23 protein-coding genes and 1 pseudogene are annotated in these 24,210 nt (G+C 70.1%); 13 read left to right on the top strand and 11 right to left on the bottom strand.

Features of this window, described 5'->3' with window-relative positions:
* Window positions 1–29: 29 nt before the first annotated feature.
* The gene (locus tag AB0N90_RS07360; protein ID WP_361667667.1) at window positions 30–1,196 is read right to left on the bottom strand and encodes an HpcH/HpaI aldolase/citrate lyase family protein; all 1,167 of its coding nucleotides are present in this window, start codon (window positions 1,194–1,196) and stop codon (window positions 30–32) included.
* Window positions 1,197–1,375: 179 nt separating this feature from the next.
* Here AB0N90_RS07360 and AB0N90_RS07355 point away from each other — a divergent pair, with 179 nt between their 5' ends.
* Entirely contained in the window at window positions 1,376–2,146 is a 771-nt protein-coding gene (locus tag AB0N90_RS07355) for a TerD family protein (protein ID WP_365193658.1), read from the top strand.
* A gap of 16 nt (window positions 2,147–2,162) precedes the next feature.
* Here the strand turns inward: AB0N90_RS07355 and AB0N90_RS07350 are convergent, their stop codons facing one another.
* From AB0N90_RS07350 to AB0N90_RS07325, 6 genes are all read right to left on the bottom strand, one after another.
* Window positions 2,163–2,888, bottom strand: coding sequence for a Tellurium resistance (locus tag AB0N90_RS07350; RefSeq protein ID WP_037661551.1), 726 nt, complete (start codon window positions 2,886–2,888; stop codon window positions 2,163–2,165).
* Window positions 2,889–2,977: 89 nt separating this feature from the next.
* Entirely contained in the window at window positions 2,978–4,117 is a 1,140-nt protein-coding gene (locus tag AB0N90_RS07345; RefSeq protein ID WP_361667671.1) for a DUF475 domain-containing protein, read from the bottom strand.
* A 63-nt stretch (window positions 4,118–4,180) separates the two neighbouring features.
* Window positions 4,181–4,759, bottom strand: a complete 579-nt coding sequence (locus AB0N90_RS07340; protein ID WP_361667674.1) for a TerD family protein — start codon at window positions 4,757–4,759, stop codon at window positions 4,181–4,183.
* A 97-nt stretch (window positions 4,760–4,856) separates the two neighbouring features.
* Window positions 4,857–5,432 carry a calcium homeostasis/redox stress adaptation protein gene (locus tag AB0N90_RS07335; protein ID WP_037661546.1) on the bottom strand — a complete coding sequence of 192 codons (576 nt, stop codon included), beginning with the start codon at window positions 5,430–5,432 and terminating at the stop codon, window positions 4,857–4,859.
* Between the two features lie 138 nt (window positions 5,433–5,570).
* The gene (locus tag AB0N90_RS07330) at window positions 5,571–6,029 is read right to left on the bottom strand and encodes a peroxiredoxin (RefSeq protein ID WP_037661544.1); all 459 of its coding nucleotides are present in this window, start codon (window positions 6,027–6,029) and stop codon (window positions 5,571–5,573) included.
* Between the two features lie 121 nt (window positions 6,030–6,150).
* Entirely contained in the window at window positions 6,151–6,588 is a 438-nt protein-coding gene (locus AB0N90_RS07325) for a DUF3052 domain-containing protein (RefSeq protein WP_037661542.1), read from the bottom strand.
* A 460-nt stretch (window positions 6,589–7,048) separates the two neighbouring features.
* Here AB0N90_RS07325 and aceE point away from each other — a divergent pair, with 460 nt between their 5' ends.
* Window positions 7,049–9,796, top strand: a complete 2,748-nt coding sequence (gene aceE, locus AB0N90_RS07320) for a pyruvate dehydrogenase (acetyl-transferring), homodimeric type (RefSeq protein WP_365193653.1) — start codon at window positions 7,049–7,051, stop codon at window positions 9,794–9,796.
* Window positions 9,797–9,988: 192 nt separating this feature from the next.
* Here aceE and AB0N90_RS07315 read toward each other — a convergent pair whose 3' ends face one another.
* Window positions 9,989–11,608, bottom strand: coding sequence for an MFS transporter (locus AB0N90_RS07315; RefSeq protein WP_365193650.1), 1,620 nt, complete (start codon window positions 11,606–11,608; stop codon window positions 9,989–9,991).
* Window positions 11,609–11,731: 123 nt separating this feature from the next.
* On the opposite strand from AB0N90_RS07315, the gene AB0N90_RS07310 reads away from it, so the two are divergent.
* The 3 genes from AB0N90_RS07310 (at window position 11,732) to AB0N90_RS07300 (ending at window position 14,669) form a co-directional block, all read left to right on the top strand.
* A complete protein-coding gene (locus AB0N90_RS07310; protein WP_361667681.1) occupies window positions 11,732–12,358 on the top strand; it encodes a TetR family transcriptional regulator in 627 nt (208 codons plus the stop codon).
* Between the two features lie 184 nt (window positions 12,359–12,542).
* Entirely contained in the window at window positions 12,543–13,763 is a 1,221-nt protein-coding gene (locus AB0N90_RS07305) for an alpha/beta hydrolase (RefSeq protein WP_361667684.1), read from the top strand.
* A 66-nt stretch (window positions 13,764–13,829) separates the two neighbouring features.
* Entirely contained in the window at window positions 13,830–14,669 is an 840-nt protein-coding gene (locus tag AB0N90_RS07300) for a DUF4429 domain-containing protein (RefSeq protein ID WP_365193647.1), read from the top strand.
* On the opposite strand, the gene AB0N90_RS07295 is transcribed toward AB0N90_RS07300, so the two are convergent.
* Entirely contained in the window at window positions 14,670–15,686 is a 1,017-nt protein-coding gene (locus AB0N90_RS07295; RefSeq protein WP_365193645.1) for an aldo/keto reductase, read from the bottom strand.
* Entirely contained in the window at window positions 15,683–16,147 is a 465-nt protein-coding gene (locus tag AB0N90_RS07290; protein ID WP_085564545.1) for a MerR family transcriptional regulator, read from the bottom strand. Before AB0N90_RS07290 ends, AB0N90_RS07295 begins: the two co-directional genes overlap by 4 nt.
* Before the next feature lie 96 nt (window positions 16,148–16,243).
* Between AB0N90_RS07290 and AB0N90_RS07285 the strand changes: the two genes are divergently transcribed.
* The 3 genes and pseudogenes from AB0N90_RS07285 to AB0N90_RS07275 form a co-directional block, all read left to right on the top strand.
* Window positions 16,244–16,726, top strand: coding sequence for an N-acetyltransferase (locus AB0N90_RS07285; protein WP_365193641.1), 483 nt, complete (start codon window positions 16,244–16,246; stop codon window positions 16,724–16,726).
* 19 nt (window positions 16,727–16,745) lie between these two features.
* Entirely contained in the window at window positions 16,746–17,573 is an 828-nt protein-coding gene (locus tag AB0N90_RS07280; protein WP_365193639.1) for a serine hydrolase domain-containing protein, read from the top strand.
* Between the two features lie 62 nt (window positions 17,574–17,635).
* Window positions 17,636–18,130: pseudogene (locus AB0N90_RS07275) on the top strand (serine/threonine protein kinase); the annotation flags it as partial.
* Window positions 18,131–18,342: 212 nt separating this feature from the next.
* On the opposite strand, the gene AB0N90_RS07270 reads toward AB0N90_RS07275, so the two are convergent.
* Window positions 18,343–18,999, bottom strand: coding sequence for a pirin family protein (locus AB0N90_RS07270; protein ID WP_361667696.1), 657 nt, complete (start codon window positions 18,997–18,999; stop codon window positions 18,343–18,345).
* Between the two features lie 93 nt (window positions 19,000–19,092).
* On the opposite strand from AB0N90_RS07270, the gene fasR reads away from it, so the two are divergent.
* The 5 genes from fasR (at window position 19,093) to fabF (ending at window position 24,086) form a co-directional block, all read left to right on the top strand.
* Complete coding sequence (gene fasR / locus AB0N90_RS07265; RefSeq protein WP_145485145.1) at window positions 19,093–20,298, top strand: fatty acid biosynthesis transcriptional regulator FasR; 1,206 nt, start codon at window positions 19,093–19,095, stop codon at window positions 20,296–20,298.
* 89 nt (window positions 20,299–20,387) lie between these two features.
* Window positions 20,388–21,314: an ACP S-malonyltransferase gene (locus AB0N90_RS07260; protein WP_365193636.1), complete on the top strand. Its 927-nt coding sequence runs from the start codon at window positions 20,388–20,390 to the stop codon at window positions 21,312–21,314.
* 34 nt (window positions 21,315–21,348) lie between these two features.
* The gene (locus AB0N90_RS07255; RefSeq protein ID WP_037661516.1) at window positions 21,349–22,380 is read left to right on the top strand and encodes a ketoacyl-ACP synthase III; all 1,032 of its coding nucleotides are present in this window, start codon (window positions 21,349–21,351) and stop codon (window positions 22,378–22,380) included.
* Between the two features lie 81 nt (window positions 22,381–22,461).
* Window positions 22,462–22,710, top strand: a complete 249-nt coding sequence (locus AB0N90_RS07250) for an acyl carrier protein (protein ID WP_037661514.1) — start codon at window positions 22,462–22,464, stop codon at window positions 22,708–22,710.
* Between the two features lie 113 nt (window positions 22,711–22,823).
* Window positions 22,824–24,086 carry a beta-ketoacyl-ACP synthase II gene (gene fabF / locus AB0N90_RS07245; RefSeq protein WP_365193634.1) on the top strand — a complete coding sequence of 421 codons (1,263 nt, stop codon included), beginning with the start codon at window positions 22,824–22,826 and terminating at the stop codon, window positions 24,084–24,086.
* Window positions 24,087–24,210: the final 124 nt, after the last annotated feature.

Below are 24,210 nucleotides of genomic sequence, written 5' to 3'. Positions count from 1 at the left end.
CTTGGATGCGTTTCCCGGTGCGGGAGAGATCAGTCGGGTATTCCGGCGGCGAGCAGTTCCACGAAGTTGACGTCCTCGTGCGCGACGCCGAACACCTCCGCGCGCAGCAGGGTCCGCTCGGCCCAGGCGCGGTGGGGTTTCACCTCGTTCATCTTGTTCGTGTAGGCGGACCTGAGGACACCCCCGCCGTCGCGTTCCGGCCGCAGGATGTCCTGGGCGTCGCTGTACTCCTCATGGCTGACCACGGACAGCGTGTGCACGGGCAGGACGTGGGAGGGGTGGATGCAGGTCTTGCCGAGCAGGCCGTTGGCCTGGTCGAGGGAGATCTCGCGCAGCAGCCCGTCCATGGCGTGCTCCAGCAGCTTCGCGCGCAGCTCGACGGCCTGCATCTCAAGGAAGGGGCTCTGCCTCAGCTGGGGCTTGAACATGCGCTCGGAGAGGCGGAAGTACTCCCACACCGGCCCGGTGACCGTGAACCCGGTGCCGTCGGCGCGGCCCAGCATGTTCACCACGTCGGCGATGACGGAGGCGACGACCTGGACGTCGTACGCGGTCATGTCGGGGGCGCGGCGCAGGCCGTAGGAGGAGCAGAAGTCGGTGACGCCGAGGCGCAGCGCGAGGACACGGTCGCGGTACTTGTCGACGGCGCGGAAGATGCCTTCCAGGGTCTCCACCCGCGACTCGCGGTAGAGCAGCTCCGGGGATTCCAGGACCGGCATGGCGAAGAGCCGGTGTCCGGCCTCGGCCTCGGTGGCGGTCAGGGCCTCCAGGAAGGGCAGGCCGCGCTCCCCGGTGAACTTGGGCAGCACGAATCCGGACAGCAGCCGCACGGACGGGCCGAGCCGGCGTACGAGGCCGGGGATCTGCTCGGGGGTGCGCACCCGGATGAACAGCAGCGGCGGCTCGGCGCCCGCCCGGGAGTCGAGGTCGGCGAACTGCCGGACCAGGTTCTCCTCACCGGCCGGCACCTCCGCGTCGCCGATGGAGTCCTCCAGGCACAGCACCATGGAGACCACACCGTTGCCCGCCTGCCGGAGGATGTCGTCGGCGAGCCGCGGCCGGGTGGCCGGGCTGTACAGCGTGGCGCCGAGGGCGGCGGCGAGCAGCCGGGCCGGGGAGTCGGCGGTGAACTCGCACGGCTCCCGGTGGAAGAGGCGCTGCCGGGCCTCGGGGGCGATGTGCCCGAAATGACGCATAGGACTCCCCCAAGAGTCGCAACCCGGGATTGAGGATTCGGTAAAGGGTGGCCGGTAATAGTACGTAGGGTGACCTGTCCGAGGTTCCCTCCTGGCGTGAATTTCCGGTAACTCCACTGTGTCGGTCACCGGCACCCCCCGCATTGTCGTGGCCAGGACCGAGAGGGCAGGATGACGGCATGACGCACGCGATGCTGAAGGGGTCGAACGTCCCGCTGGAGGCCACCACGGTGCGCGCCGTGCTGCGCTGGACGCCGGGGACGTCGGTCCCGGACGTGGACGCCTCGGCGCTGCTGCTGGGTCCCGGCGGCCGTGTGCGCTCGGACGAGGACTTCGTCTTCTACAACCAGCCCCGGCATCCCTCGGGGAAGGTGTGGCGGCTGGGCAAGAAGCGGGTCGCCGAGGGGCTGACCGACACCATCCAGGCGGAGCTGACGGGGGTCGAGCCGGAGATCGGGCGGATCCTGCTGGTCGCGTCCGCGGACGGGGTCACCTTCGACCGGGTCCCGAACCTGAGCATCACCTTGTACGACGCCGCCGTCGCCGACGCCGAGCCGTGGGCGGTGTTCGAGATCAAGCCGGAGACCGGCGCGGAGACGGCGATGATCTGCGGCGAGCTGTACCGCCGCGGGGAGAGCTGGAAGTTCCGGGCGCTGGGCGAGGGCTATTCCAACGGCCTCAAGGGCCTGGCCACGGATTTCGGCATCTCGGTGGACGAGTCGGAGGAGCAGGCGCCGCCCGCGGAGCCCGCGGTGGACGAGGGCGTCACGGTCTCCCAGCCGCTGCCCCCGGAGCAGCCGACGTCGGCGGTGCCGCCGCAGCCGGGATACGCGTTCCCCCCGCCGGCCCCGGCACCGTCGTACGGCTATCCGGGGCCCGTACCCGCGCCCTTCGCCCCGGACCCGAACTTCCGGCTGCCGCCGCAGGGACCGCAGTTCATCGGGCGGTAGCGGCCGGTGGCGGGAACTAGACCTTCGTCTTGTAGCCCCGGCCCCACTGGAGCCCCCATCCGTACAGCCGGTCCAGTTCGGCCTGGAAGCCGTAGACGAACTTGACCTCGCGGCGGACCATCAGCTCGCCCTTGACGTTCTCGATGAGCAGGACGGCGCAGGAGCGGGCCTGGGGGTGCCGTTCGTCCAGGCTGATCTCCAGGCGGGGGCCGCTGCTGGGGTACAGGGTGACGATGGCGTGGGTGCGGTCGAACGCCGGGGTCTGGTCGTAGATGTAGACGAAGACCAGGATCCGTTTGATGGACTCGCGGTGGTCGAGGTTGATGTACATCGTCTCGCCGGAGCCCGAGCCGAACCGGTCGTCACCGCTGATCTTGATGTACGGCACCGCGTTGATGTCGCCCAGGTAGTCGCCCAGCGGCTGTACGACGCCCTTGGTGCCGTCGGTCAGTTCGTACAGGCAGCCCAGGTCGAGGTCGACGTCGACCATGCTCTGGCCATGGCCCTGGATCTCCGGCGGTTTCAGGGCCTTGAGGGGGTGCCGCAGCAGGCTGGGGCGCTGTGCGCCGAAGTCGGAGGTGCGCATCCGCCAGGTGAGGTTGACGCGCAGATGCCCGGTGGCCGCGCCCTGCTTGGTGAGGGACGCCGACTGGCGCCGCTTGGTGAGCTCGATGGCGTTGGTGGCGTTGCCGGAGTCGAAGTCGACCGCGCGTGCGCCCAGCAGTCCGTCGAAGAAGCCCATGTCCCGCCCCCAGGTCGTCGTCCGCATGCGTTCGGGGCGGCCGGCCGTGCCCGCCGCCCCGAACAGAGCGTTCCTCATGGATCAGGGTGTCACACCCCGGAGGAGACCTCGGCCTTCTCCCCGCCGCCGCCCCCGGCCGCTTCGAGGGCCCGGTTGCGGCGTACGGAGGACCAGAAGGACAGGGCGATCAGGACGACGCCGACGAGGCCGGTGATGACCTCGTTGATCTCGTACTGGATGGTGACCATCAGGATGATGGCCAGGGCGCCGATCGCGTAGTGGGCGCCGTGCTCCAGGTAGACGTAGTCGTCGAGGGTGCCCTGGCGGACCAGGTAGACGGTGAGCGAACGGACGTACATCGCGCCGATGCCGAGGCCGAGGGCCATCATCACGATGTCGTTGGTGATGGCGAAGGCGCCGATCACACCGTCGAAGGAGAAGGACGCGTCCAGGACCTCCAGGTAGAGGAACATGAAGAACGCGGCCTGGCCGGCCAGCAGGACGGCCGACTTCTTCTTGCCGGTGCGGGCGGCCTCTTCCTCCTCCTCGTGCTCACGCTCCTCCTCTTCCTCCAGGCGTTCCTCGAAGAAGCCGGAGAGACCGCCGACGATCATGTAGGTGATCAGTCCGGCGATGCCGGAGATCAGGACCGTCTGCGCCTTGTCGATGTGCGCGCCGCCGTGCTGGTGGGCGTGGGTGGCGAAGGTGAAGGAGGTGACCAGCAGGATGATCAGGGCGATGCAGACCGACAGCATGTCGACCTTGCCGAGCTTGGCCAGCGGCCGCTCGATCCACTGCAGCCACTTTATGTCCCGGTCCTCGAAGATGAAGTCCAGGAAGATCATCAGCAGGAACATGCCGCCGAAGGCCGCAATCGCCGGGTGGGCGTCGGTGACCAGCTGCTGGTAGCGGTCCTTGTCGGCGAAGGCGAGGTGCACCGCGTCGATCGGGTTGAGCTTGGCGGTGATGGCCACGATGACGACGGGGAAGACCAGCCGCATGCCGAAGACGGCGATGAGGACGCCCACCGTGAGGAAGATCTTCTGCCAGAAGGCGTTCATCTTCTTCAGGATTCCGGCGTTGACCACCGCGTTGTCGAAGGACAGCGAGATCTCCAGGACGGCGAGGATCGCCACCACCCCGAAGGCCTCCCACCCCCCGTAGAAGACGGCGGCGACCAAGCCGAGCGCGGTGACCGCGAACGACCAGCCGAAGGTTTTCAGTAGCACTGGTTACCCCATCGTGTTGTGGGGGCGCCTCCCCTGAGGGTCTCCCCCGCGCCGAGCACGGCTTTACGAAACGTTGACCCCAAAGTCTAGAGCGATGCCGCGCAGTCCCGACGCGTACCCCTGGCCAACCGCCCGGAATTTCCATTCGCCCTGGTAGCGGTACAGCTCGCCGAAGATCATGGCGGTTTCGGTGGAGGCGTCCTCGCTGAGGTCGTACCGGGCGAGTTCTTGACCGTCCGACTGGTTGACCACCCGGATGAACGCGTTCGAGACCTGTCCGAAGGTCTGTCCGCGCTCGTCGGCCATATGGATGGAGACCGGGAAGATGATCTTCTCGCACTGGGGCGGGACCTTGCCGAGGTCCACCAGGATCGACTCGTCGTCGCCCTCGCCCTCACCCGTGAGGTTGTCACCGGTGTGCTCGACCGAACCGTCCGGGCTCTTGAGCTGGTTGTAGAAGACGAACCACTCGTCGCCCATCACCCGGTTGTTGGCGCCGCACAGCAGCGCGCTGGCGTCCAGGTCGAAGGGGGCGCCGGTGGTGGAGCGCGCGTCCCAGCCGAGCCCGATCAGGACGTTGGTGAGGTTCGGTGCGGCCTTGGAGAGGGAGACATTGCCTCCCTTGGCGAGCGTCACGCCCATGATTGCTGGTCCTCCCCTGACAGTGCTTTCTGTTTCCTGCGCGTCCGGCGCCGGCCGTAAACGGCGCGGCGCCGGACGGTGTCCCAGCTCCCGGACGTCAGACGTTGACGCCGAAGTCCTGGGCGATGCCGCGCAGTCCGGACGCGTAGCCCTGGCCGATGGCGCGGAACTTCCACTCCGCGCCGTTGCGGTACAGCTCGCCGAAGACCATGGCGGTCTCGGTGGAGGCGTCCTCGCTGAGGTCGTAGCGGGCGATCTCGGCCTCGCCGGCCTGGTTGACGACGCGGATGAACGCGTTGCGCACCTGGCCGAAGGACTGCTGGCGGTTCTCGGCGTCGTAGATCGACACCGGGAAGACGATCTTGTCCACGTCGGCGGGCACGCCGGCGAGGTTGATCTTGATCTGTTCGTCGTCGCCCTCGCCCTCACCGGTGATGTTGTCGCCGGTGTGCTCCACGGAGCCGTCGGGGCTCTTCAGGTTGTTGAAGAAGACGAAGTGCTGGTCGCTGATGACCTTGCCGGAGTTGTTCAGCAGCAGCGCGCTCGCGTCGAGGTCGAAGTCGGTGCCGGTCGTGGTGCGCACGTCCCAGCCCAGTCCGACGATGACGGCGGTCAGGCCCGGGGCCTCCTTGGTCAGCGAGACGTTGCCGCCCTTGCTGAGGCTGACTCCCACGAGTCCTCCATGTGGTGTCGAGGGGCGGGGAGCCCCGTCGTGCTTCGGATATGGGATCAACGAGCCGATCCTAGTGACGAGTTCCCGCCCCCCGCAGACCCTGGACCCGAAGGTTCCCAGGTTCGGCCGACCGGCCGACTAGAGGGTGTCGAGCGCCTTCACGTACTCGTTCAGGTCGCGCGCGTCCGGCAGCCCGTTGACCACGGTCCAGCGCACGACGCCGTCCTTGTCGATGATGAAGGTGCCCCGCACCGCGCAGCCCTTGTCCTCGTCGAAGACGCCGTAGTCGCGCGAGACGTTGCCATGCGGCCAGAAGTCGCTGAGCAGCGGGTACTCCAGACCCTCCTGCTCGGCGAAGACGCGCAGGCTGTGGATGGAGTCGTTCGAGACGGCGAGCAGCTGGGTGTCGCGGTCGGCGAACTTCGGCAGGTTGTCGCGCAGCTCGCACAGCTCGCCGGTGCACACGCCGGTGAAGGCGAAGGGGTAGAAGAGCAGGACCACGTTCTTCTCGCCGCGGAAGTCGGCGAGCCGCACGGTGCGGCCGTGGTTGTCCTTGAGCTCGAAGTCGGGCGCCTTGTCTCCGACCTGGATCGCCATGTCGTGCTTCCCTTCGGTGGGCTGTTCGGGTGAGAGCACAGCAAACGCTCTGGTCCACCCTACGCAGCGATCACCTGGGTTCCGGACGGGCCGGGGCGAGATCCGGCCCGTCCGGTAGCGGTCACCGCTTCGACTTGGCCGCCTTCGGCGTGGCCAGCCGGCTGCCGCTCCAGTCCTTGCCGACGCTGACGCTCTTCGCGGCGGTCAGGCCGGCCGTCGTCGCGGCTTCCGAGATGTCGCTCGGCTCGACGTATCCCGAACGGCCGGTCTTCGGCGTGAGGAGCAGAATCGCGCCGCCCTCTTCGATGTACGTGGTGGCGTCCACCAGCGCATCCGTCAGGTCGCCGTCGTCGTCCCGGAACCAGAGCACGACGGCATCGGCCACGTCGTCGTATTCCTCGTCCATCAGGTCGCCCTCGACGGCTTCCTCGATGGCCTGGCGGAGTTCCTGGTCGACGTCGTCGTCGTAGCCGATCTCCTGGACCACCTGTCCGGGCTGGAACCCCAGCCTGGCGGCAGGGTTCGTCCGCTCCTCCGCGTGGTCCGCGGTCGCGCTCACGGGTTGCCTCCTGATCATGTCTGGTGAATATCTCAGCCACGCGCGTGCGCGAAGCATTGGCCGTAGTCCACACGGGCGGGGCGGATAGCGCAAGTACCCGGCCGTCCCGACCGCCGAAACGGTGACGATACCGGCCGTGTCGTGGCAACTCCTGGCACCGTATCTCGATTCCTCGCCACCCACATCACCCGCATGTGCCCGGTTTGCGTTCAGCGGAATCATCCGCGGACGGAACCATCGAACAACTTTGCCAAGCGCGTCACACCCCGGGCGTATCGTTGCGTTTTGACCGGCGGTGTGCTCCGGCGGTACGCGGGGTGGCGCAGGTGGAGATGACGGACGTCCCCCCGAGGTACACGATGGGGAACGGCGCGGGCACTGGCAGTAGGCATGAGCGGCAGTGTCTACGAGCAGTAGGCACGAGCAGCGACAACCGGCCCTCCGACAGGTAAGGAACAGCGTGGCTTCCGGATCCGATCGCACCCCGATCATCATTGGCGGCCTTCCGAGTCAGGTTCCTGACTTCGATCCCGAAGAGACCCAGGAGTGGCTCGACTCCCTGGACGCCGTCGTGGACGAGCGCGGCCGGGAGCGGGCGCGCTATCTCATGCTGCGGCTGATCGAGCGGGCCCGCGAGAAGCGCGTGGCCGTGCCCGAGATGCGCAGCACGGACTACGTCAACACGATCCCGACCAAGAGCGAGCCGTTCTTCCCGGGCAACGAGGAGATCGAGCGCAGGATCCTGAACGCGACGCGCTGGAACGCGGCCGTGATGGTCTCGCGCGCCCAGCGCCCCGGCATCGGCGTGGGCGGCCACATCGCCACCTTCGCCTCCTCGGCGTCCCTGTACGACGTGGGCTTCAACCACTTCTTCCGCGGCAAGGACGAGGGCGACGGCGGCGACCAGGTCTTCTTCCAGGGCCACGCCTCCCCCGGCATCTACGCCCGCGCCTATCTGCTGGACCGGCTCACCGAGAACCAGCTGGACGGCTTCCGCCAGGAGAAGTCGGCGTACCCGAACGGGCTGTCCAGCTATCCGCACCCGCGCTCCATGCCGGACTTCTGGGAGTTCCCGACGGTCTCCATGGGCCTCGGCCCGCTGGGCGCGATCTACCAGGCGCGGATGAACCGCTACATGGAGGCGCGCGGCATCGCGGACACCTCCAAGTCGCATGTGTGGGCGTTCCTCGGCGACGGCGAGATGGACGAGCCGGAGTCGCTCGGCCAGCTCACCCTCGCGGCCCGGGAGGGCCTGGACAACCTGACCTTCGTGGTCAACTGCAACCTCCAGCGCCTGGACGGCCCGGTGCGCGGCAACGGAAAGGTCATCCAGGAGCTGGAGTCGGTCTTCCGGGGCGCCGGCTGGAATGTGATCAAGCTGATCTGGGACCGCTCCTGGGACCCGCTGCTCGCGCAGGACCGGGACGGCGTCCTGGTCAACAAGATGAACATGACGCCGGACGGGCAGTTCCAGACGTACGCCACCGAGTCGGGCGCGTACATCCGGCAGCACTTCTTCGGCGACGACCACCGGCTGCGCGCGATGGTCGAGAACCTGAGCGACGACCAGATCCTGCACCTGGGCCGTGGCGGCCACGACCACCGCAAGATCTTCGCGGCGTTCAAGGCGGCCGATGAGCACAAGGGCCAGCCGACGGTCATCCTGGCCAAGACGATCAAGGGCTGGACGCTGGGCCCGAACTTCGAGGGCCGCAACGCCACGCACCAGATGAAGAAGCTGACGGTCGACGACCTGAAGCGCTTCCGGGACCGGCTGCACCTGCCGATCTCCGACCGGGAGCTGGAGTCCGGCCTGCCGCCGTACTACCACCCGGGGCGGAACTCGGAGGAGATCCAGTACATGCACGACCGCCGCAAGGGCCTCGGCGGGTACGTCCCCACGCGCGTGGTGCGCTCCAAGGCGCTCGCGCTGCCGGACGACAAGGCGTACGCGACCGTGAAGAAGGGCACCGGTCAGCAGTCCATCGCGACCACGATGGCCTTCGTACGGCTGCTCAAGGACCTCATGCGGGACAAGGAGATCGGGCGGCGCTTCGTACTGATCGCGCCGGACGAGTACCGCACGTTCGGCATGGACTCCTTCTTCCCGAGCGCGAAGATCTACAACCCGCTCGGTCAGCAGTACGAGTCGGTGGACCGGGAACTGCTCCTCGCCTACAAGGAGTCGCCGACCGGCCAGATGCTGCACGACGGCATCTCCGAGGCGGGCTGCACGGCCTCGCTGATCGCGGCGGGGTCCGCGTACGCGACGCACGGCGAGCCGCTGATCCCGGTGTACGTCTTCTACTCGATGTTCGGGTTCCAGCGCACCGGCGACCAGTTCTGGCAGATGGCCGACCAGCTGGCGCGCGGCTTCGTCCTCGGGGCGACGGCGGGCCGTACGACACTCACCGGCGAGGGTCTGCAACACGCCGACGGGCACTCGCAGTTGCTGGCCTCCACGAACCCGGCGTGCGTCGCGTACGACCCGGCGTACGCCTACGAGATCGCGCACATCGTGCAGGACGGGCTGCGCCGCATGTACGGCAGCTCGGCGGAGCACCCGCACGGCGAGGACGTCTTCTACTACCTCACCGTCTACAACGAGCCCATCCAGCATCCCGCGGAGCCGGCCGGGGTGGACGTCGAGGGCATCGTCAAGGGCGTCCACAAGCTCTCCGACGGTCCCGGCGGGGCGGTCCCGGCGCAGATCATGGCGTCGGGCGTCGCGGTGCCGTGGGCGCTGGAGGCGCAGCGGATCCTCGCGGAGGACTGGAACGTACGGGCCTCGGTGTGGTCCGCGACGTCCTGGAACGAGCTGCGGCGCGAGGCGGTGGCCTGCGAGCAGCACAACCTCCTGCACCCGGAGGAGGAGCAGCTGGTGCCGTACGTGACGCGCAAGCTGAGCGGTTCGGAGGGGCCGTTCGTGGCGGTGTCCGACTGGATGCGCTCGGTGCCGGACCAGATCGCGCGCTGGATCCCCGGCCCCTACCAGTCCCTCGGCGCGGACGGCTTCGGCTTCGCCGACACGCGGGGGGCGGCGCGGCGCTTCTTCCACATCGACGCGCAGTCGATCGTGGTGGCGGTGCTCACGGAGCTGGCACGGGCGGGCCGGGTGGACCGCTCGGTGCTGAAGCAGGCGATCGACCGGTATCAGGTGCTGGACGTGACGGCGGCGCATCCGGGGGCGGCGGGGGGCGACGCGTAGTCCAGGTCTGCCGAGTAGCCCCGTAAGGGGCGCGGGGAACTGCGCGACAGGTGACGACGCAGCCGCAGACGCGCACCGCCCCCCTCCTGCCGTGCGCGTCTGCAAACCCGGCTGCCGGTGCAAGACTCTGTCCCGCACCGGCCGCGCCGCGCCAGCGAACGCCCCGCACATCACCCGGCCGGGCGACCGGGGTCAGATATGCCCCACGCCCGCTCCCGCCTCCGCGTTCCCGCCCCGCTTGGTCAGGAAGGCGACCAGCACCGCGACCACGGCGACACCCGCGGCGACCAGGCACGCGAGGCTCATCCCGGAGATGAACGTGTCGTGCGCCACGGTCGTGATCTTGGCGGCGATCTCGGCCGGTATCCCCTTCTGCACCGGCGCCACCCCCGCCTGCACGGCCTCCGACGCCTGGTCCAGCTGGGCGGGCGTCAGCGGCGGCAGCCCCGCGTGGGACCAGTTACCGGGCAGCGCGCTGTCGACCTTGGAGGCCATCACCGCGCCCAGCACCGCCGTACCGAGGCTGCCGCCGATCTGCATGGCGGCCTGCTGGAGACCACCGGCCACGCCGGACAGCTCCATCGGCGCGTTGCCGACGATGACCTCCGTCGCGCCGACCATGACCGGTGCGAGGCCGAGGCCGAGGAGGGCGAACCAGACGGACATCACGCCGCTGCCCGTGCCGGCCTTGAGGGTGGACATGCCGTACATGGCGATCGCGGTCGCGGCCATGCCGCCGGCCAGCGGGACCCGCGGGCCGAGCTTGGTGATCGCTGCGCCGGCGAGCGGCGAGGCGACGATCATCATGCCGGTGAGCGGCAGCAGGTGCAGGCCCGCGTTCACCGGCGACATCCCGTGCACGTTCTGGAGGTAGAAGGTCACGAAGAACAGGCCGCCCATGAAGGCGATGGCCATCAGGACCATCAGGACCACACCGGCCGACAGCGGCACGGAGCGGAACAGGCCGAGCGGGATGAGCGGTTCGGCGACCCTGGTCTCCCAGAACGCGAAGAACGCGAAGAGCAGGACCGAGGCGACGATGAAGCCCCAGGTCTCGCCGGAACCCCAGCCCCAGCTCGGCGCCTTGATGAGGGCCCAGACGAGGCAGAACATCGCGCCGGACAGCAGGGCGATGCCGAGCACGTCGAAGGAGCGCGGCGCGTTGCCCGCGCGGTGGTCGAGCAGGATCAGCAGGCCCAGGACCAGGGCGATCGCGCCGACCGGCACATTGATGAAGAACACCGACTGCCAGTTGACGTGCTGCACGAGCACGCCGCCGAGGATCGGGCCGCCCGCGGTGGACGCGCCGATCACCATGCCCCAGATGCCGATGGCCATGTTGAGCTTCTCGGCCGGGAACGTGGCCCGCAGCAGGCCGAGCGCGGCGGGCATCAGCAGCGCGCCGAACAGGCCCTGGAAGACGCGGAAGGTGACGACGGCGGCGATGCTGTCCGACAGCCCGATCGCGCCGGAGGCGACGGCGAAGCCGGTCACGCCGATGAGGAAGGTCTGCCGGTGCCCGAAGCGGTCACCGAGCTTGCCCGCGGTGATCAGGGTGACCGCGAGGGCGAGGAAGTAGGCGTTGGTGATCCACTGCACATCGGCGAAGGTCGCGTGCAGATGGTCGCGGATGGCCGGGTTGGCGATGGCCACGATGGTGCCGTCCAGGGCCACCATCATGACCCCTACGGCGACGGTGATCAGGGTGAGCCACGGGTGGCCGCGCATCCCTGTGGCCGGCGCGTGCTCCGCCGGGGCCGGCGGGGCTCCGTCGCCCGGGCCCGTCGTGTCGATGGTGGTCTGACCAGTCATGCGTTCGAGACTAGTGACAGCCACTGACAGTTGACAAACATTTTCATAAGTCGGTAACTGACAGGGAAGACTTCCACATAGGCTGAGCTGGTCGAACGTTCGGGAAGGGGCAGTCGAGGGGCCATGGAGACGCTGCGTGAGCGCAAGAAGCGGCGTACCCGGGAGTCGCTCCTGCGGGCCGCTCTCGAACTGTTCACCACCCAGGGGTACGAGCGCACGACGGTGGACGAGATCGCCGCGGCCTGCGAGGTCTCGCAGCGCACCTTCTTCCGCTACTTCGCGGGCAAGGAGGACGCCGCCTTCGCGGTCCAGGAGATGACCGAGGCCCACTTCCTGGCCGCCCTGCGCGCCCGGCCGCCGCACGAGGCGCCGATGGAGGCGCTGCGGCAGGCCGTCCTCCAGGACTGGGACTCGATCCGCGAGACCGTCGAGTCGGCCGTGCCGATGGAGCTGTATCTGCGCATGTACCGGACGATCGAGTCGACGCCCGCGCTGCTCGCCGCCCATCTGCGCCGCTCGACCGCCGTCGAGGAGAGCCTCGCGCGGCTGCTGGCCGAGCGGGAGGGCGTGGACGTGGACACGGACCCCCGGCCGAGGCTCGCGGTGGCGGTGTTCGGCGGGGTGATCCGGGTCACGGAACGGCAGTGGTGTCTGGGGCGGGACTTCAGCCTGGAGGCCGTCAGATCGCTCACCGTCTCCTACCTCGATCAGGTGAGTTCGGCCCTCCGGGGGAACTGGCGCACGAACTGAGGCCGTTGGCACGACGTCGGAAAGATCGACGGAAGTGCGACCGGGGGACCGCCGATGTGGTGTTCAGCAGATCGACTGAGACAGCTTCGAAAGATCGTTCACCGTGTGTTCGATCTCCGCCGAAACGTGATCCCGGTCACCTGGTTACCGCGAGACCGTCTCGTTCTCCTAGTGTGTCCTCCCAGTGACTTCCTTCGATACCTCCTCCCCGCAACTCAACGTCTGGCGCGCGATGCTGGCGCTGGCCGTCGTGTTCGTGATGCTCGCCACCACCGGTTGGACCGCCCTGCGCACCCACCGGGAGTCCGGCGAACTCCAGGCGTCCCGCGACAAGTGGACGCACGGCAGCCTGCACGGACTGCGGCTGCCGGATCCGGAGGCCGACCCGGCGCGGCTCACCCGCTTCTTCGTCTCGCTCTCCGCGCAGGACCGCTCCCGTCTCGCCCACCGCTATCCGCTCGCGGTGGGCAACATGAACGGCGCGCCGGTCTCCCTGCGCTACCAGGCCAACCACATCGCCCTGGAGCAGCAGCGCGCGGTCGAGCGCGAGCGCATGCACGACAGCCGGCTCAGCGCGGCCGGCCAGCAGGACGCGGGCCGTCGTATGCACCGCTACGAGTCGCTGCTGACCCCCGGCCGTCAGATCCTCTCCTTCGACCCGGCGGGCACCGGCCGCATCTCCGAGGTGTTCGGGAATCTGGCGAAGGCGCAGCGGATCTCGGTCGTCGTCCCCGGCGTCGACACCGACCTGCTCACCTTCCAGAAGACCAACCGCCCCTACACCGCCCCGGTCGGCATGGCCAAGGCGCTGTACGCGGCGGAGCGCGCCGCCGCCCCGAAGACGCGTACGGCCGTGATCGCCTGGGCCGACTACACCTCCCCCGACGGCCTCGGCGTGGACGCGGCCACCGGGGCGCGCGCGGCGGAGGGCTCCCTGCGGCTGAACGCGCTGCTGCGGGCCCTGCCCGGCCGGGCCCCGGTGTCGATGTTCTGCCACAGCTACGGCTCCGTGCTGTGCGGGGTCGCCGCACCCGGCATGCCCGGCCGGGTCGCCGACATAGCGGTGGCCGCCAGCCCCGGGATGCGGGTCTCCAGGGCCGCCGACCTGGACACCACCGCCCGGGTGTGGGCCATGCGGGACGCCACCGACTGGATCCAGGACGTCCCGTATCTGGAGCTGGGCGGGCTCGGGCACGGCGCCGATCCGGTCGCCTCGGGCTTCGGCGCCCGGGTGCTGTCCGCGCGGGACGCACAGGGCCACGCCGGGTACTTCACGCCGGGCACGGACAGCCTGCGCAACCTCGCCGACATCGGCACGGGCGCGTACGACTCGGTGACATGCGCCGGTGAAAGTGACGCGTGCCGGGCCGGTCTGGGCGCGACGACGACGGCCCAACGCGCGTAGAAACAGCAGGAAGTGCGGTCCGCGAAGGTGGCGACGGAGAAGGACGTGCCGCATACGATGAGCCGCATGGGTGACGTACTGGCGGGTTTTCATGCCGTCTGGGAGTTCGAGTCCGACTCCGTGCTCATCCGCTACGAACGGGGCATTCGAACACCGAAGTTGTTCCAGGCGCTCGGGGAGCGGCGGATCCCGCTGTCCGCGCTGGAAGAGGTCACGCTCGCTCCGGGCCGGCGTGGCACCCTCGTTCTGCGGCTGGTGCCCCGGGCGGGCGCGGATCCGCTCATGGAGGCGGCGGACGGGCAGCTGAAGGAGGGTTCCGACCCCTACCGGCTGGTGCTGCCGGCCGAGCGGGAGACCCAGGCGGCGTCCTGCGCGGAGGAGTTGGCGGCGCGGCTGACGGAGTCGGGCCCCGCGGACCGGTATCTGGTGGCCGCGCCCACGGCGCCGCTCCAGTTCAAGGCGTACGACGGGAAGGCGACGTTCGACGGGACGTCGGTGCAGTTCCGCTGGTCCTGGACGGGCGCTTCCACGGCCAAGTGGAAGGCCGGCGACCAGAGTTACGCGGTCGCCGACCTCAGCGGGGTGGAATGGCGCTCACCGGAGGCCCTGGAGGGGTTCCTGCGGCTGCGCGCCCCGGGTGCGGCGGCGGTACCGGAACCCGACCAGGACCCGGCGGCGGTGGTGTTCGGGCTGGGCTACGGCCCTGTGCACGAGTCGCTGCCGTTCGCCGCCGCGGTGCTCGCGGCCGTGCGTTCGCGCCGGCCGGTGCCCGCGGTGTCGCAGTGCCGCCGCGACCCCGCGGACATCGCCGAGCGGATCAGGCACCTCGGTGAGCTGCACCGGGCCGGTCTGGTGACCGACGAGGAGTTCACCGGCAAGAAGGCGGAACTGCTCGCGGAACTGTGATCACTCCCGGCCCGCCGAGGTGAACGCCATGTCCGCGTACCGCTCGCCCGCCACCTTGTCCGCGATCGGCTCCAGCTGTGCCAGCTCGTCCTCGGTCAGCGTGATCCGGGTCGCGCCCACGTTCTCCTCCACCCGGCTCGCCTTGCGGGTGCCCGGGATCGGGATCACCGACAGGGAGTCGACCGTCGCGCGCTGCTGGACCCAGGCCAGGGCGATCTGGGCGGCGCTCGCGTCATGGGCGGCGGCGATGGTGTGCAGGGGCTTCAGGAGGGCCGCGTTGGCGGCGGCGTTGTCACCGGTGAAGCGGGGCTGCTGACGGCGGAAGTCGTCGGCGGAGAGGTCCTTGTCCGCGTTGGCGAACGCGCCCGTGAGGAAGCCCCGGCCGAGCGGCGAGTACGGCACCAGGGCGACGCCCAGCTCCCGTGCGGCGGGCACGACATGCGCCTCGATGTCCCGGCTGAACAGGGACCACTCCGACTGCACGGCCGCGATCGGGTGCACGGCGTGCGCGGCGCGCAGCTCCTCGGCGGTGACCTCGCTGAGGCCCAGGTGCTTGACCTTGCCCTCGCGCACCAGCTCCGCCATCGTGCCGACGGTCTCCTCGATGGGCACGTTCACATCGCGGCGGTGCATGTAGTAGAGGTCGATCACCTCCACGCCGAGCCGCTGGAGGCTGCCCTCAACGGCCTCGCGGATGTACGGGGAGTCGTTGCGGATGATCCGCCTGGTCGGGTCGTCCTTCGGGATGGACAGGGCGAACTTGGTGGCGATCACCACCTCGTCGCGGTGGGCCCGGAAGAACGGGGCGAGGAACCGCTCGTTCTCCCCGGCGCCGTACGCGTCGGCGGTGTCGTAGAGGGTCACGCCGAGCTCCAGCGCCCGGTCGAGGGCGGCGCGCGCCTGGTCGGTGTCGGTGGGGCCGTAACCGAAGCTCATGCCCATGCAGCCGAGTCCCTGCACACCGACCTCGGGCCCCTGCGTTCCCAGGCGGGCCGTCGGAATCCTGGTGTCGGTCATCGCGTGTTCCCCTCAGTAGCGTAAAAATCGATCTTGCGGTCGAGCACGGCGAGCGTGTCCCGCAGCTCCGCGATCCGGCCGAGCACGTCCCGGCGGGTCTGCTCCAGCAGTTCCTGCCGCTCCCGGTAGGTCCCGGCGCCCTCGCGCACCAGTTCCGCGTACCTGACCATGTCCGCCACCGGCATGCCGGTCAGCCGCAGCTTGGTCACCAGGTCCAGCCAGTCCAGGTCGCGGTTGGTGTACCGGCGCTGGCCCGTGTGCGAGCGGTCGACATGGGGCATCAGGCCGATCCGTTCGTACCAGCGCAGCGTGTGCGCGGTCAGGCCGGTGCAGGCGACGACCTCGCTGATCGTGTAGCGGTCCTGGCCGTCCGGGCGCGGGTGGCGCGGGGGCCGGGCGGAGCAGATGTCGGCGGGGTGTGAGTCCTCAAGGGTCGCAGGCGTGGTCTGCATCACCGTCATGCCTCAACGCTATGACCTTAGAGTGCACTCCAAGCAAGCCGGGCCGGTAAGAAAACCGCAGGACCGGGCGCCGGGTGGCTGGATAGCGTGCGGGGCATGAGTCTCGCACGCCGGGCCACGCCCGAGGACGCCGCCGAAGTACTGCGCCTGCGCCAGGTCATGATCGATTCGCTGGGCAGGCCGGGATTCACCGGGGAGACGGGCTGGCACGCCGAGTCCCTGCCGCTGCTGCGCGAGCGGCTCGCGGAGCGCGACGCCGACAGTGACTTCGGGACGTTCGTCGTCGAGTCCCCGGAGCGGCCCGGCGGGCTGGCCGCGCTGGCGGCGGGCACCGTGGACTACCGCGTCGGCACCCCCCACAATCCGCTCGGCCGGGTCGGCTACGTCTTCAGCGTGGCCACCGACCCGGACGCCCGGCGCCGGGGCTATGCGCGGGCGTGCATGGACGAGCTGCTGGCCTGGCTCCGGGCGCGGGGCGCCGGACATGTCCTGCTCACCGCCTCCCCGGACGCCCAGCCGCTGTACGAGTCGCTGGGCTTCACCCGGGATCCGGACCCGTCGATGCGGCTCATGCTGTGAGCCGCATAGGCTCGACGGCATGTCGTTGAACAGCCTGGCGTCGATCGAGAACTGGCCCGTGCCCACCGCGGCCGCGGGTGTCGTACGAGCCGACGGGACCGTCCTCGGGACGCACGGACCCCTCGCCCACCGCTTCCCTCTCGCCTCCGTCACCAAGCCGCTGGCCGCCTACGCGGCACTGGTGGCGTACGAGGAGGGGGCGATCGAGCTGGACGAGCCGGCCGGCCCGCCGGGGGCGACGGTGCGGCATCTGCTGGCGCACACCTCCGGCCTCGCCTTCGACGAGCACCGGGTGATGGCGCCGCCCGGGGAGCGGCGGCTGTACTCCAACGCCGGGTTCGAGCAGCTCGGCGACCACATCGCCAAGGCGACGGACATCCCGTTCGCGGACTACGCGCGCCAGGCGGTGCTGGAGCCGCTGGGCATGACGTCCACCTCGCTCACCGGCTCCCCGGCGAAGGACGGCGTCTCGACGGTGGCGGACCTGCTGCTGTTCGCGGCGGAGGTGCAGGCGCCCCGGCTGCTGGACCCGCGCACGGTCGCGGCGGCGATGACCGTCCAATTCCCGGGCACCAAGGGCGTGTTGCCGGGCTACGGCCATCAGAATCCCAATGACTGGGGCCTCGGCTTCGAGATCCGCGACGGCAAGTCCCCGCACTGGACCGGCAGTTCCTCCTCGCCCCGTACCTTCGGCCACTTCGGCCAGGCCGGCACCTTCCTGTGGATCGACCCGGACGCGGGCCTCGCCTGCGCCGCCCTCGCCGACCGCGCCTTCGGCCCCTGGGCGATCGAGGCATGGCCGGTCCTCACCGACGCGGTGCTGGCCGAGACGCGCGGCCTGCGCTGATCGGCGGTCCGATAACCTCCCCCGTGCGCAAGGAGATTCACCGGCGGCGGGCAGCAGCGGGTATGGGCACGGTGTATCTGTCGTACACGCCGGGCGGGCATCCGATCGCCCTGAGGACGATCCGGCCGGAGCCGAGCGAGGACCCGGAGTTCCGGCGCCGGTTCCGGCAGGAGGTGCGGGCAGCGCAGCGGGTGCAGGGCTCGCGGGGATGGCCGAGGCGCTGTCGGTGATCCATGGCGCGGGCATCGTGCACCGGGATCTGAAGCCGTCCGATGTGCTGCTGGCCGCCGACGGGCCCCGGGTGATCGACTTCGGTATCGCCCGAGCAGGCGGCGGGCCGGCCGGTCACGCCCGCCTCGGACGTGTTCGCGCTCGGCCAGGTCGCGGTGTTCGCGGCGCACGGCCAGGGCGCGTACGGCGAAGGGCCCTCGCACGCGGTGCTGTACCGGATCGTGCACGAGGAACCGGACCTTGCGGGGATGCCCGCCGAACTGGCCTTCCTGGCAAGGTGCCTGGCGAAGGATCCGGCCGAACGGCCCACCCCCGCCGAGGCGGTCGCACCGGCCGCCCCGCCGCCCACCAGGCCGCTGCCCGGACCCGGCACCCCCGCGCCGACCGCGCGAGGGCCCCATCAGGGCCCGGCCGGGGCAACACCCGCCCGGCCGCCGCGCGCCCCCGGGTACCAGCACCCGGCACCGCCGCAGCCGTACCCCCCGTACCTCCAGCCGTACGGCCGGCAGGCCGAAGCCGGTGGACGAGCAGTGAGCCGTCAGCCGGACAGCTCCCAGACCAGCAGCTCGGCGGGGGCCACCGCGACCGCCTCCACACCCTGCGCGCCGGTGATCCGGGCCGCGTCCCCCGCGCCCAGCTCCGCGCCGTCCAGCCGGACCGCGCCGCGTACGACATGGACGTACAGGAACGCCGCGTCCGGTACGGCGGTCCGCTCCCCCGCGCCCAGGCGGCGCACATGCAGCATGGCGCCCGCGGCCGGGACGGCGTAGGGGGTGGCGTCGGCGATGCCCGGGACGATGGCGTACGACGGTTCGCCGCCCGGCTCCAGCGGGGCCAGCCACATCTGGAGGAAGGCCAACGGGCCCGCGCCGTCGTTGCGTTCGACGTGCCGGACGCCCGCCGCCGCGCTCAGATGCTGGACGTCCCCCGCGCGCACGGTCCGTTCATGGCCCGCGGAGTCGCGGTGGGTCAGCTCGCCCTCGATCACCCAGGTGACGATCTCGGTGTGGCTGTGCGGGTGTTCGTCGAACCCGGCGCCGGGCGCGAGCCGTTCCTCGTTGCAGGCGATCAGCGGGCCGAAGCGCAGGTTGTCGGGGTCGTAGTGCGGGCCGAAGGAGAAGGCGTGGCGGGTCTCGATCCCGGCCGCCGGGTCCCCGCCCGGGTAGCGCTCGGCGGCGCGCCGTACGTCGATCACGTCCCCACCGTAGTCCCGCCCCCGGTGCGCGCGGGCCCCGGGTTGCCGACCCGGCGACGCATGTTCCCGTCCGGATAAGGCACTCTTGTCCCCGTGCCCGAACCCGAATCCCACCCTGGTGACCCCGCAGCATCCTTCGTCCATACGCACGCCGCGACCCTGAAACGGCTGGAGAAGTCCTCCGGGAGTCTCGCCGCCCAGGCGATCGCGCGGATGGACGAGACCCTGCCGTGGTACCGGGCGATGCCCCCGGAGAACCGGTCCTGGATCGGGCTAGTCGCCCAGGCGGGCATCGCGGCGTTCACCGAGTGGTTCCGGCACCCGGACACCCCCCAGGCGATCTCCACGGACGTCTTCGGGACCGCGCCGCGCGAGCTGACCCGGGCGATCACACTGCGGCAGACCGTGGAGATGGTGCGCACCACCATCGAGGTCATGGAGAGCGCCATCGACGAGGTGGCCGCCCCGGGCGACGAGCGCGTGCTGCGCGAGGCGCTGCTGGTGTACGCGCGGGAGATCGCCTTCGCGACCGCCCAGGTGTACGCCCAGGCCGCCGAGGCACGCGGTGCCTGGGACGCGCGCCTGGAGTCGCTGGTGGTCAACGCCGTGCTCAGCGGCGAGGCCGACGAGGGCGCCGTCAGCCGGGCCGCCGCACTGGGCTGGAACTCTCCCGAGCATGTGTGTGTCGTCCTCGGCACCGCCCCGGACGGGGACAGCGAACTGACCGTGGAGGCGATCCGGCGGGCGGCGCGGCACGCCAAGCTCCAGGTGCTCACCGGCGTGCTGGGCAATCGCCTCGTGGTGATCGCGGGCGGCAGCCCCAACCCGCTCGCGGTGGCGAAGTCGCTGATCGGGCCCTATGCGGCGGGTCCGGTGGTCGCCGGTCCCGTCGTACCGGACCTGCTGGCAGCCACCCGGTCCGCGCAGGCCGCCGCGGCCGGACTGAAGGCGTGCACGGCGTGGCAGGACGCGCCGCGGCCCGTGCTGGCGGACGATCTGCTGCCGGAGCGCGCGATCGCGGGCGATCCGAGCGCCCGTGAGCAGTTGGTGGAGGAGATCTACAGACCGCTGGGAGAGGCCGGCTCGGCACTCCTGGAAACCCTGAGTGTCTACCTGGAGCAGGCGAGCAGCCTGGAGGGCGCGGCACGGATGCTCTTCGTTCACCCGAACACCGTGCGCTACCGGCTCCGACGTGTGACAGACGTCACCGGGTGGTCGCCTTCGGATGTACGATCCGCGTTCACGCTGCGGATCGCGCTCATCCTGGGGCGCCTGGCCGACGGTGACCCCCAGGCATAGCGTTTTGTCGGAGGTCAACAAAAGCCCTTCGTGTTCTTCGTCCCTGTCCCCACGGGCGGCCGTGCCCGTACCCAAGAGAGAGTGTGAGAGTGCTCGTACTCGTCGCTCCCGGCCAGGGCGCCCAGACGCCCGGCTTCCTGACCCCCTGGCTCGAACTCCCCGGTGCCGCCGACCGTGTCGCCGCGTGGTCGGACGCCATCGGCCTCGATCTGGTGCACTACGGAACCCAGGCCGACGCCGACGCGATCCGTGACACCGCCGTGGCCCAGCCGCTGCTGGTCGCCGCCGGGATCCTGTCCGCCGCGGCACTCGGTGCCATGTCGGAGATCGCGCCGGGCGCGGTGGCCGGGCACAGCGTCGGCGAGATCACCGCGGCCGCCTTCGCGGGCGTGCTGTCGGACGCCGCGGCCCTCAAGCTGGTCCGCACCCGCGGCCTCGCCATGGCGGACGCCGCCGCGATCACCGAGACCGGCATGTCGGCGCTGCTCGGCGGCGACCCGGAGACCTCCCTCGCGCACCTGGAGAAGCTGGGCCTGACGCCGGCGAACATCAACGGCGCGGGGCAGATCGTCGCGGCGGGCACGCTGGAGCAGCTGGCCGCGCTGAGCGAGGACAAGCCCGAGGGCGTGCGCAAGGTCGTCCCGCTGAAGGTGGCCGGCGCCTTCCACACCCGGCACATGGCCCCCGCGGTCGAGACGCTGGCCAAGGCCGCCGCCGAGCTCGCGCCCGCCGACCCCAAGGTCCCCTACGTCTCCAACAAGGACGGCAGGTCCGTCACGTCCGGCGCCGAGGTGCTGGAGCGCCTGGTCGGCCAGGTGGCCAACCCGGTGCGCTGGGACCTGTGCATGGAGACGTTCAAGGAGCTGGGCGTCACCGCGCTCATCGAGGTGTGCCCCGGCGGCACGCTCACCGGACTGGCCAAGCGTGCGCTGCCCGGCGTCAAGACGCTGGCCCTGAAGACCCCTGACGACCTCGACGCCGCCCGTGCGCTCATCGCCGAGCACGCCGAAGCCTGACGCATGCCGACGCCTGACGCATAAGGAGCCGTAGATGGCGAAGATCAAGCCCAGCAAGGGCGCCCCGTACGCGCGCATCCTCGGTGTCGGCGGCTACCGTCCGACCCGTGTGGTGCCCAACGAGGTGATCCTGGAGAAGATCGACTCGTCCGACGAGTGGATCCGCTCGCGCTCCGGCATCGAGACCCGGCACTGGGCGGGCCCCGAGGAGACGGTGGCCGCGATGTCGGTCGAGGCGGCCGGCAAGGCGATCGCCGATGCCGGTATCGACGCCTCGCAGGTCGGCGCGGTCGTCGTGTCGACGGTGTCGCACTTCGCCCAGACCCCGGCCATCGCCACCTCGATCGCCGACCAGCTCGGCACCGAGAAGGCGGCCGCGTTCGACATCTCGGCCGGCTGCGCGGGCTTCGGCTACGGCCTCACCCTGGCCAAGGGCATGGTCGTGGAGGGCTCCGCCGAGTACGTCGTGGTGATCGGCGTGGAGCGGCTCAGCGACCTGACCGACCTGGAGGACCGGGCCACGGCCTTCCTGTTCGGTGACGGCGCGGGCGCGGTCGTCGTCGGCCCCTCCAAGGAGCCGGCCATCGGCCCGACCGTGTGGGGCTCGGAGGGCGACAAGTCCACGATCATCAAGCAGACCGTCTCGTGGGACCGGTTCCACGTCGGCGACGTCAACGAGCTTCCGCTGGACCGCGAGGGAAACATCAAGTTCCCCGCGATCACGCAGGAGGGCCAGGCGGTGTTCCGCTGGGCCGTGTTCGAGATGGCGAAGGTCGCCCAGCAGGCGCTGGACGCGGCCGGGATCACCTCGGAGGACCTGGACGTCTTCATCCCGCACCAGGCCAATGTGCGGATCATCGACTCGATGGTGAAGACTCTCAAGCTGCCGGAGCATGTCACGGTCGCCCGTGACATCCGCACCACCGGCAACACCTCGGCCGCCTCGATCCCGCTCGCCATGGAGCGGCTCCTGGCGACCGGGGAGGCGAAGAGCGGTGACACCGCGCTCGTCATCGGATTCGGGGCGGGTCTCGTCTACGCCGCCACGGTCGTTACCCTCCCCTAGGCACTCCGTGCCGGATCATGCGATTCGGTGGGGGGACAAATGCCACAAACCGTCTGGAACATCGAAGAAGGAGCGCCTGACATGGCCGCCACTCAGGAAGAGATCGTCGAAGGTCTCGCCGAAATCGTCAACGAGATCGCCGGCATCCCGGTTGAGGACGTCCAGGTGGACAAGTCCTTCACCGACGACCTGGACGTCGACTCGCTGTCCATGGTCGAGGTCGTCGTCGCCGCCGAGGAGCGCTTCGACGTGAAGATCCCGGACGAGGACGTCAAGAACCTCAAGACGGTCGGCGACGCGACCGACTACATCCTCAAGCACCAGGCCTGAGCCACTCGCTGAGGCCCTTACGGCCCGTCAGGCCGCGAGGCCCCGGGCCGGCAAGGCCCCGCCACCCGGCGGTGGCGCCGTAGATTCCCGCATCCGTTGGAGAAAGAATTCCCGTGAGCCCGACCAATCGCACCGTGGTCGTCACCGGTATCGGCGCAACCACACCGCTGGGTGGCGACGTAGCTTCGTTCTGGGAGGCCCTGGTCGCCGGCGAGTCCGGTGTCCGTCTTCTGGAAGAGGAGTGGGCGGCGGACCTGCCGGTCCGCATCGCCGCCCGTATCGCCGTCGAGCCGGGTGAGATCATCCCCCGGCCGCAGGCCCGCAAGCTCGACCGCTCGGCGCAGTTCGCGCTGATCGCCGCGCGTGAGGCCTGGCAGGACGCCGGCTTCACCGCTCGTGCCGGTGAGGACACGTCCGTCAACCCGGACCGTCTCGGCACGGTGATCGCCTCCGGCATCGGCGGTGTGACGACGCTTCTGGACCAGTACGACGTGCTGAAGGAGAAGGGCGTACGCCGCGTCTCCCCGCACACCGTGCCGATGCTCATGCCCAACTCCCCGGCGGCCAACGTCGGTATCGACCTGGGCGCCCGCGCCGGCGTGCACACCCCCGTGTCGGCCTGCGCCTCCGGCGCCGAGGCCATCGGGTACGCGATCGAGATGATCCGCACCGGGCGTGCGGACGTGGTCATCGCCGGTGGCACCGAGGCCGCGATCCACCCGCTGCCCATCGCCGCGTTCGGCAACATGATGGCGATGTCCAAGAACAACGACGACCCCTCGGGCGCGTCCCGGCCCTTCGACACGGGCCGCGACGGCTTCGTGCTCGGCGAGGGCGCCGGTGTGATCATCCTGGAGTCCGAGGAGCACGCGAAGGCGCGCGGCGCCCGGATCTATGTGGAGGCGGTCGGCCAGGGCATCTCCGCCGACAGCCACCACATCACGCAGCCGGAGCCCTCGGGCAACGGCATCGCGCACGCGCTCCAGAACCTGCTGGACAGCACGGATCTGAAGCCGGCCGAGGTCGTACACGTCAACGCGCACGCCACGTCCACCCCGCAGGGTGATGTCGCCGAGATCAAGGCGCTGTGGAAGGTGTTCGGCGACGATGTCGAGCACATGGCGATCTCCGGCACCAAGTCGATGACCGGTCATCTGCTCGGTGGCGCCGGCGGCATCGAGACGGTGGCGTCGATCCTGGCGCTGGTGAACCGTACGGCGCCCCCGACGATCAACGTGAAGGACCTCGACGCCGAGGTCAACGCGGACATCGTGGTCGGCGAGGCCCGGCAGCTGCCGGAGGGCCGGATCGCCGCGCTGAACGACTCGTTCGGCTTCGGCGGCCACAACGTGGTGCTGGCGTTCCGCACGATCTGAGTACGCAGTGAGAAGGGCCCCCACCGGCTGGATGCTGTTGGTAAATCCGCAAGGGCCTTCGTGACTACGGCCTGTACGACCCCGTTGGGGTGGTGCAGGCCGTTGTCGTGTTCAGGGGTGGGTT

The sequence above is a fragment of the Streptomyces sp. NPDC093018 genome (genome assembly GCF_040684035.1).
In the GTDB taxonomy this organism is placed as follows: Bacteria; Actinomycetota; Actinomycetes; order Streptomycetales; family Streptomycetaceae; genus Streptomyces; species Streptomyces murinus.
Note: the sequence above shows the minus strand (reverse complement) of the source record. Positions and strands in the feature narration are given on the sequence as shown.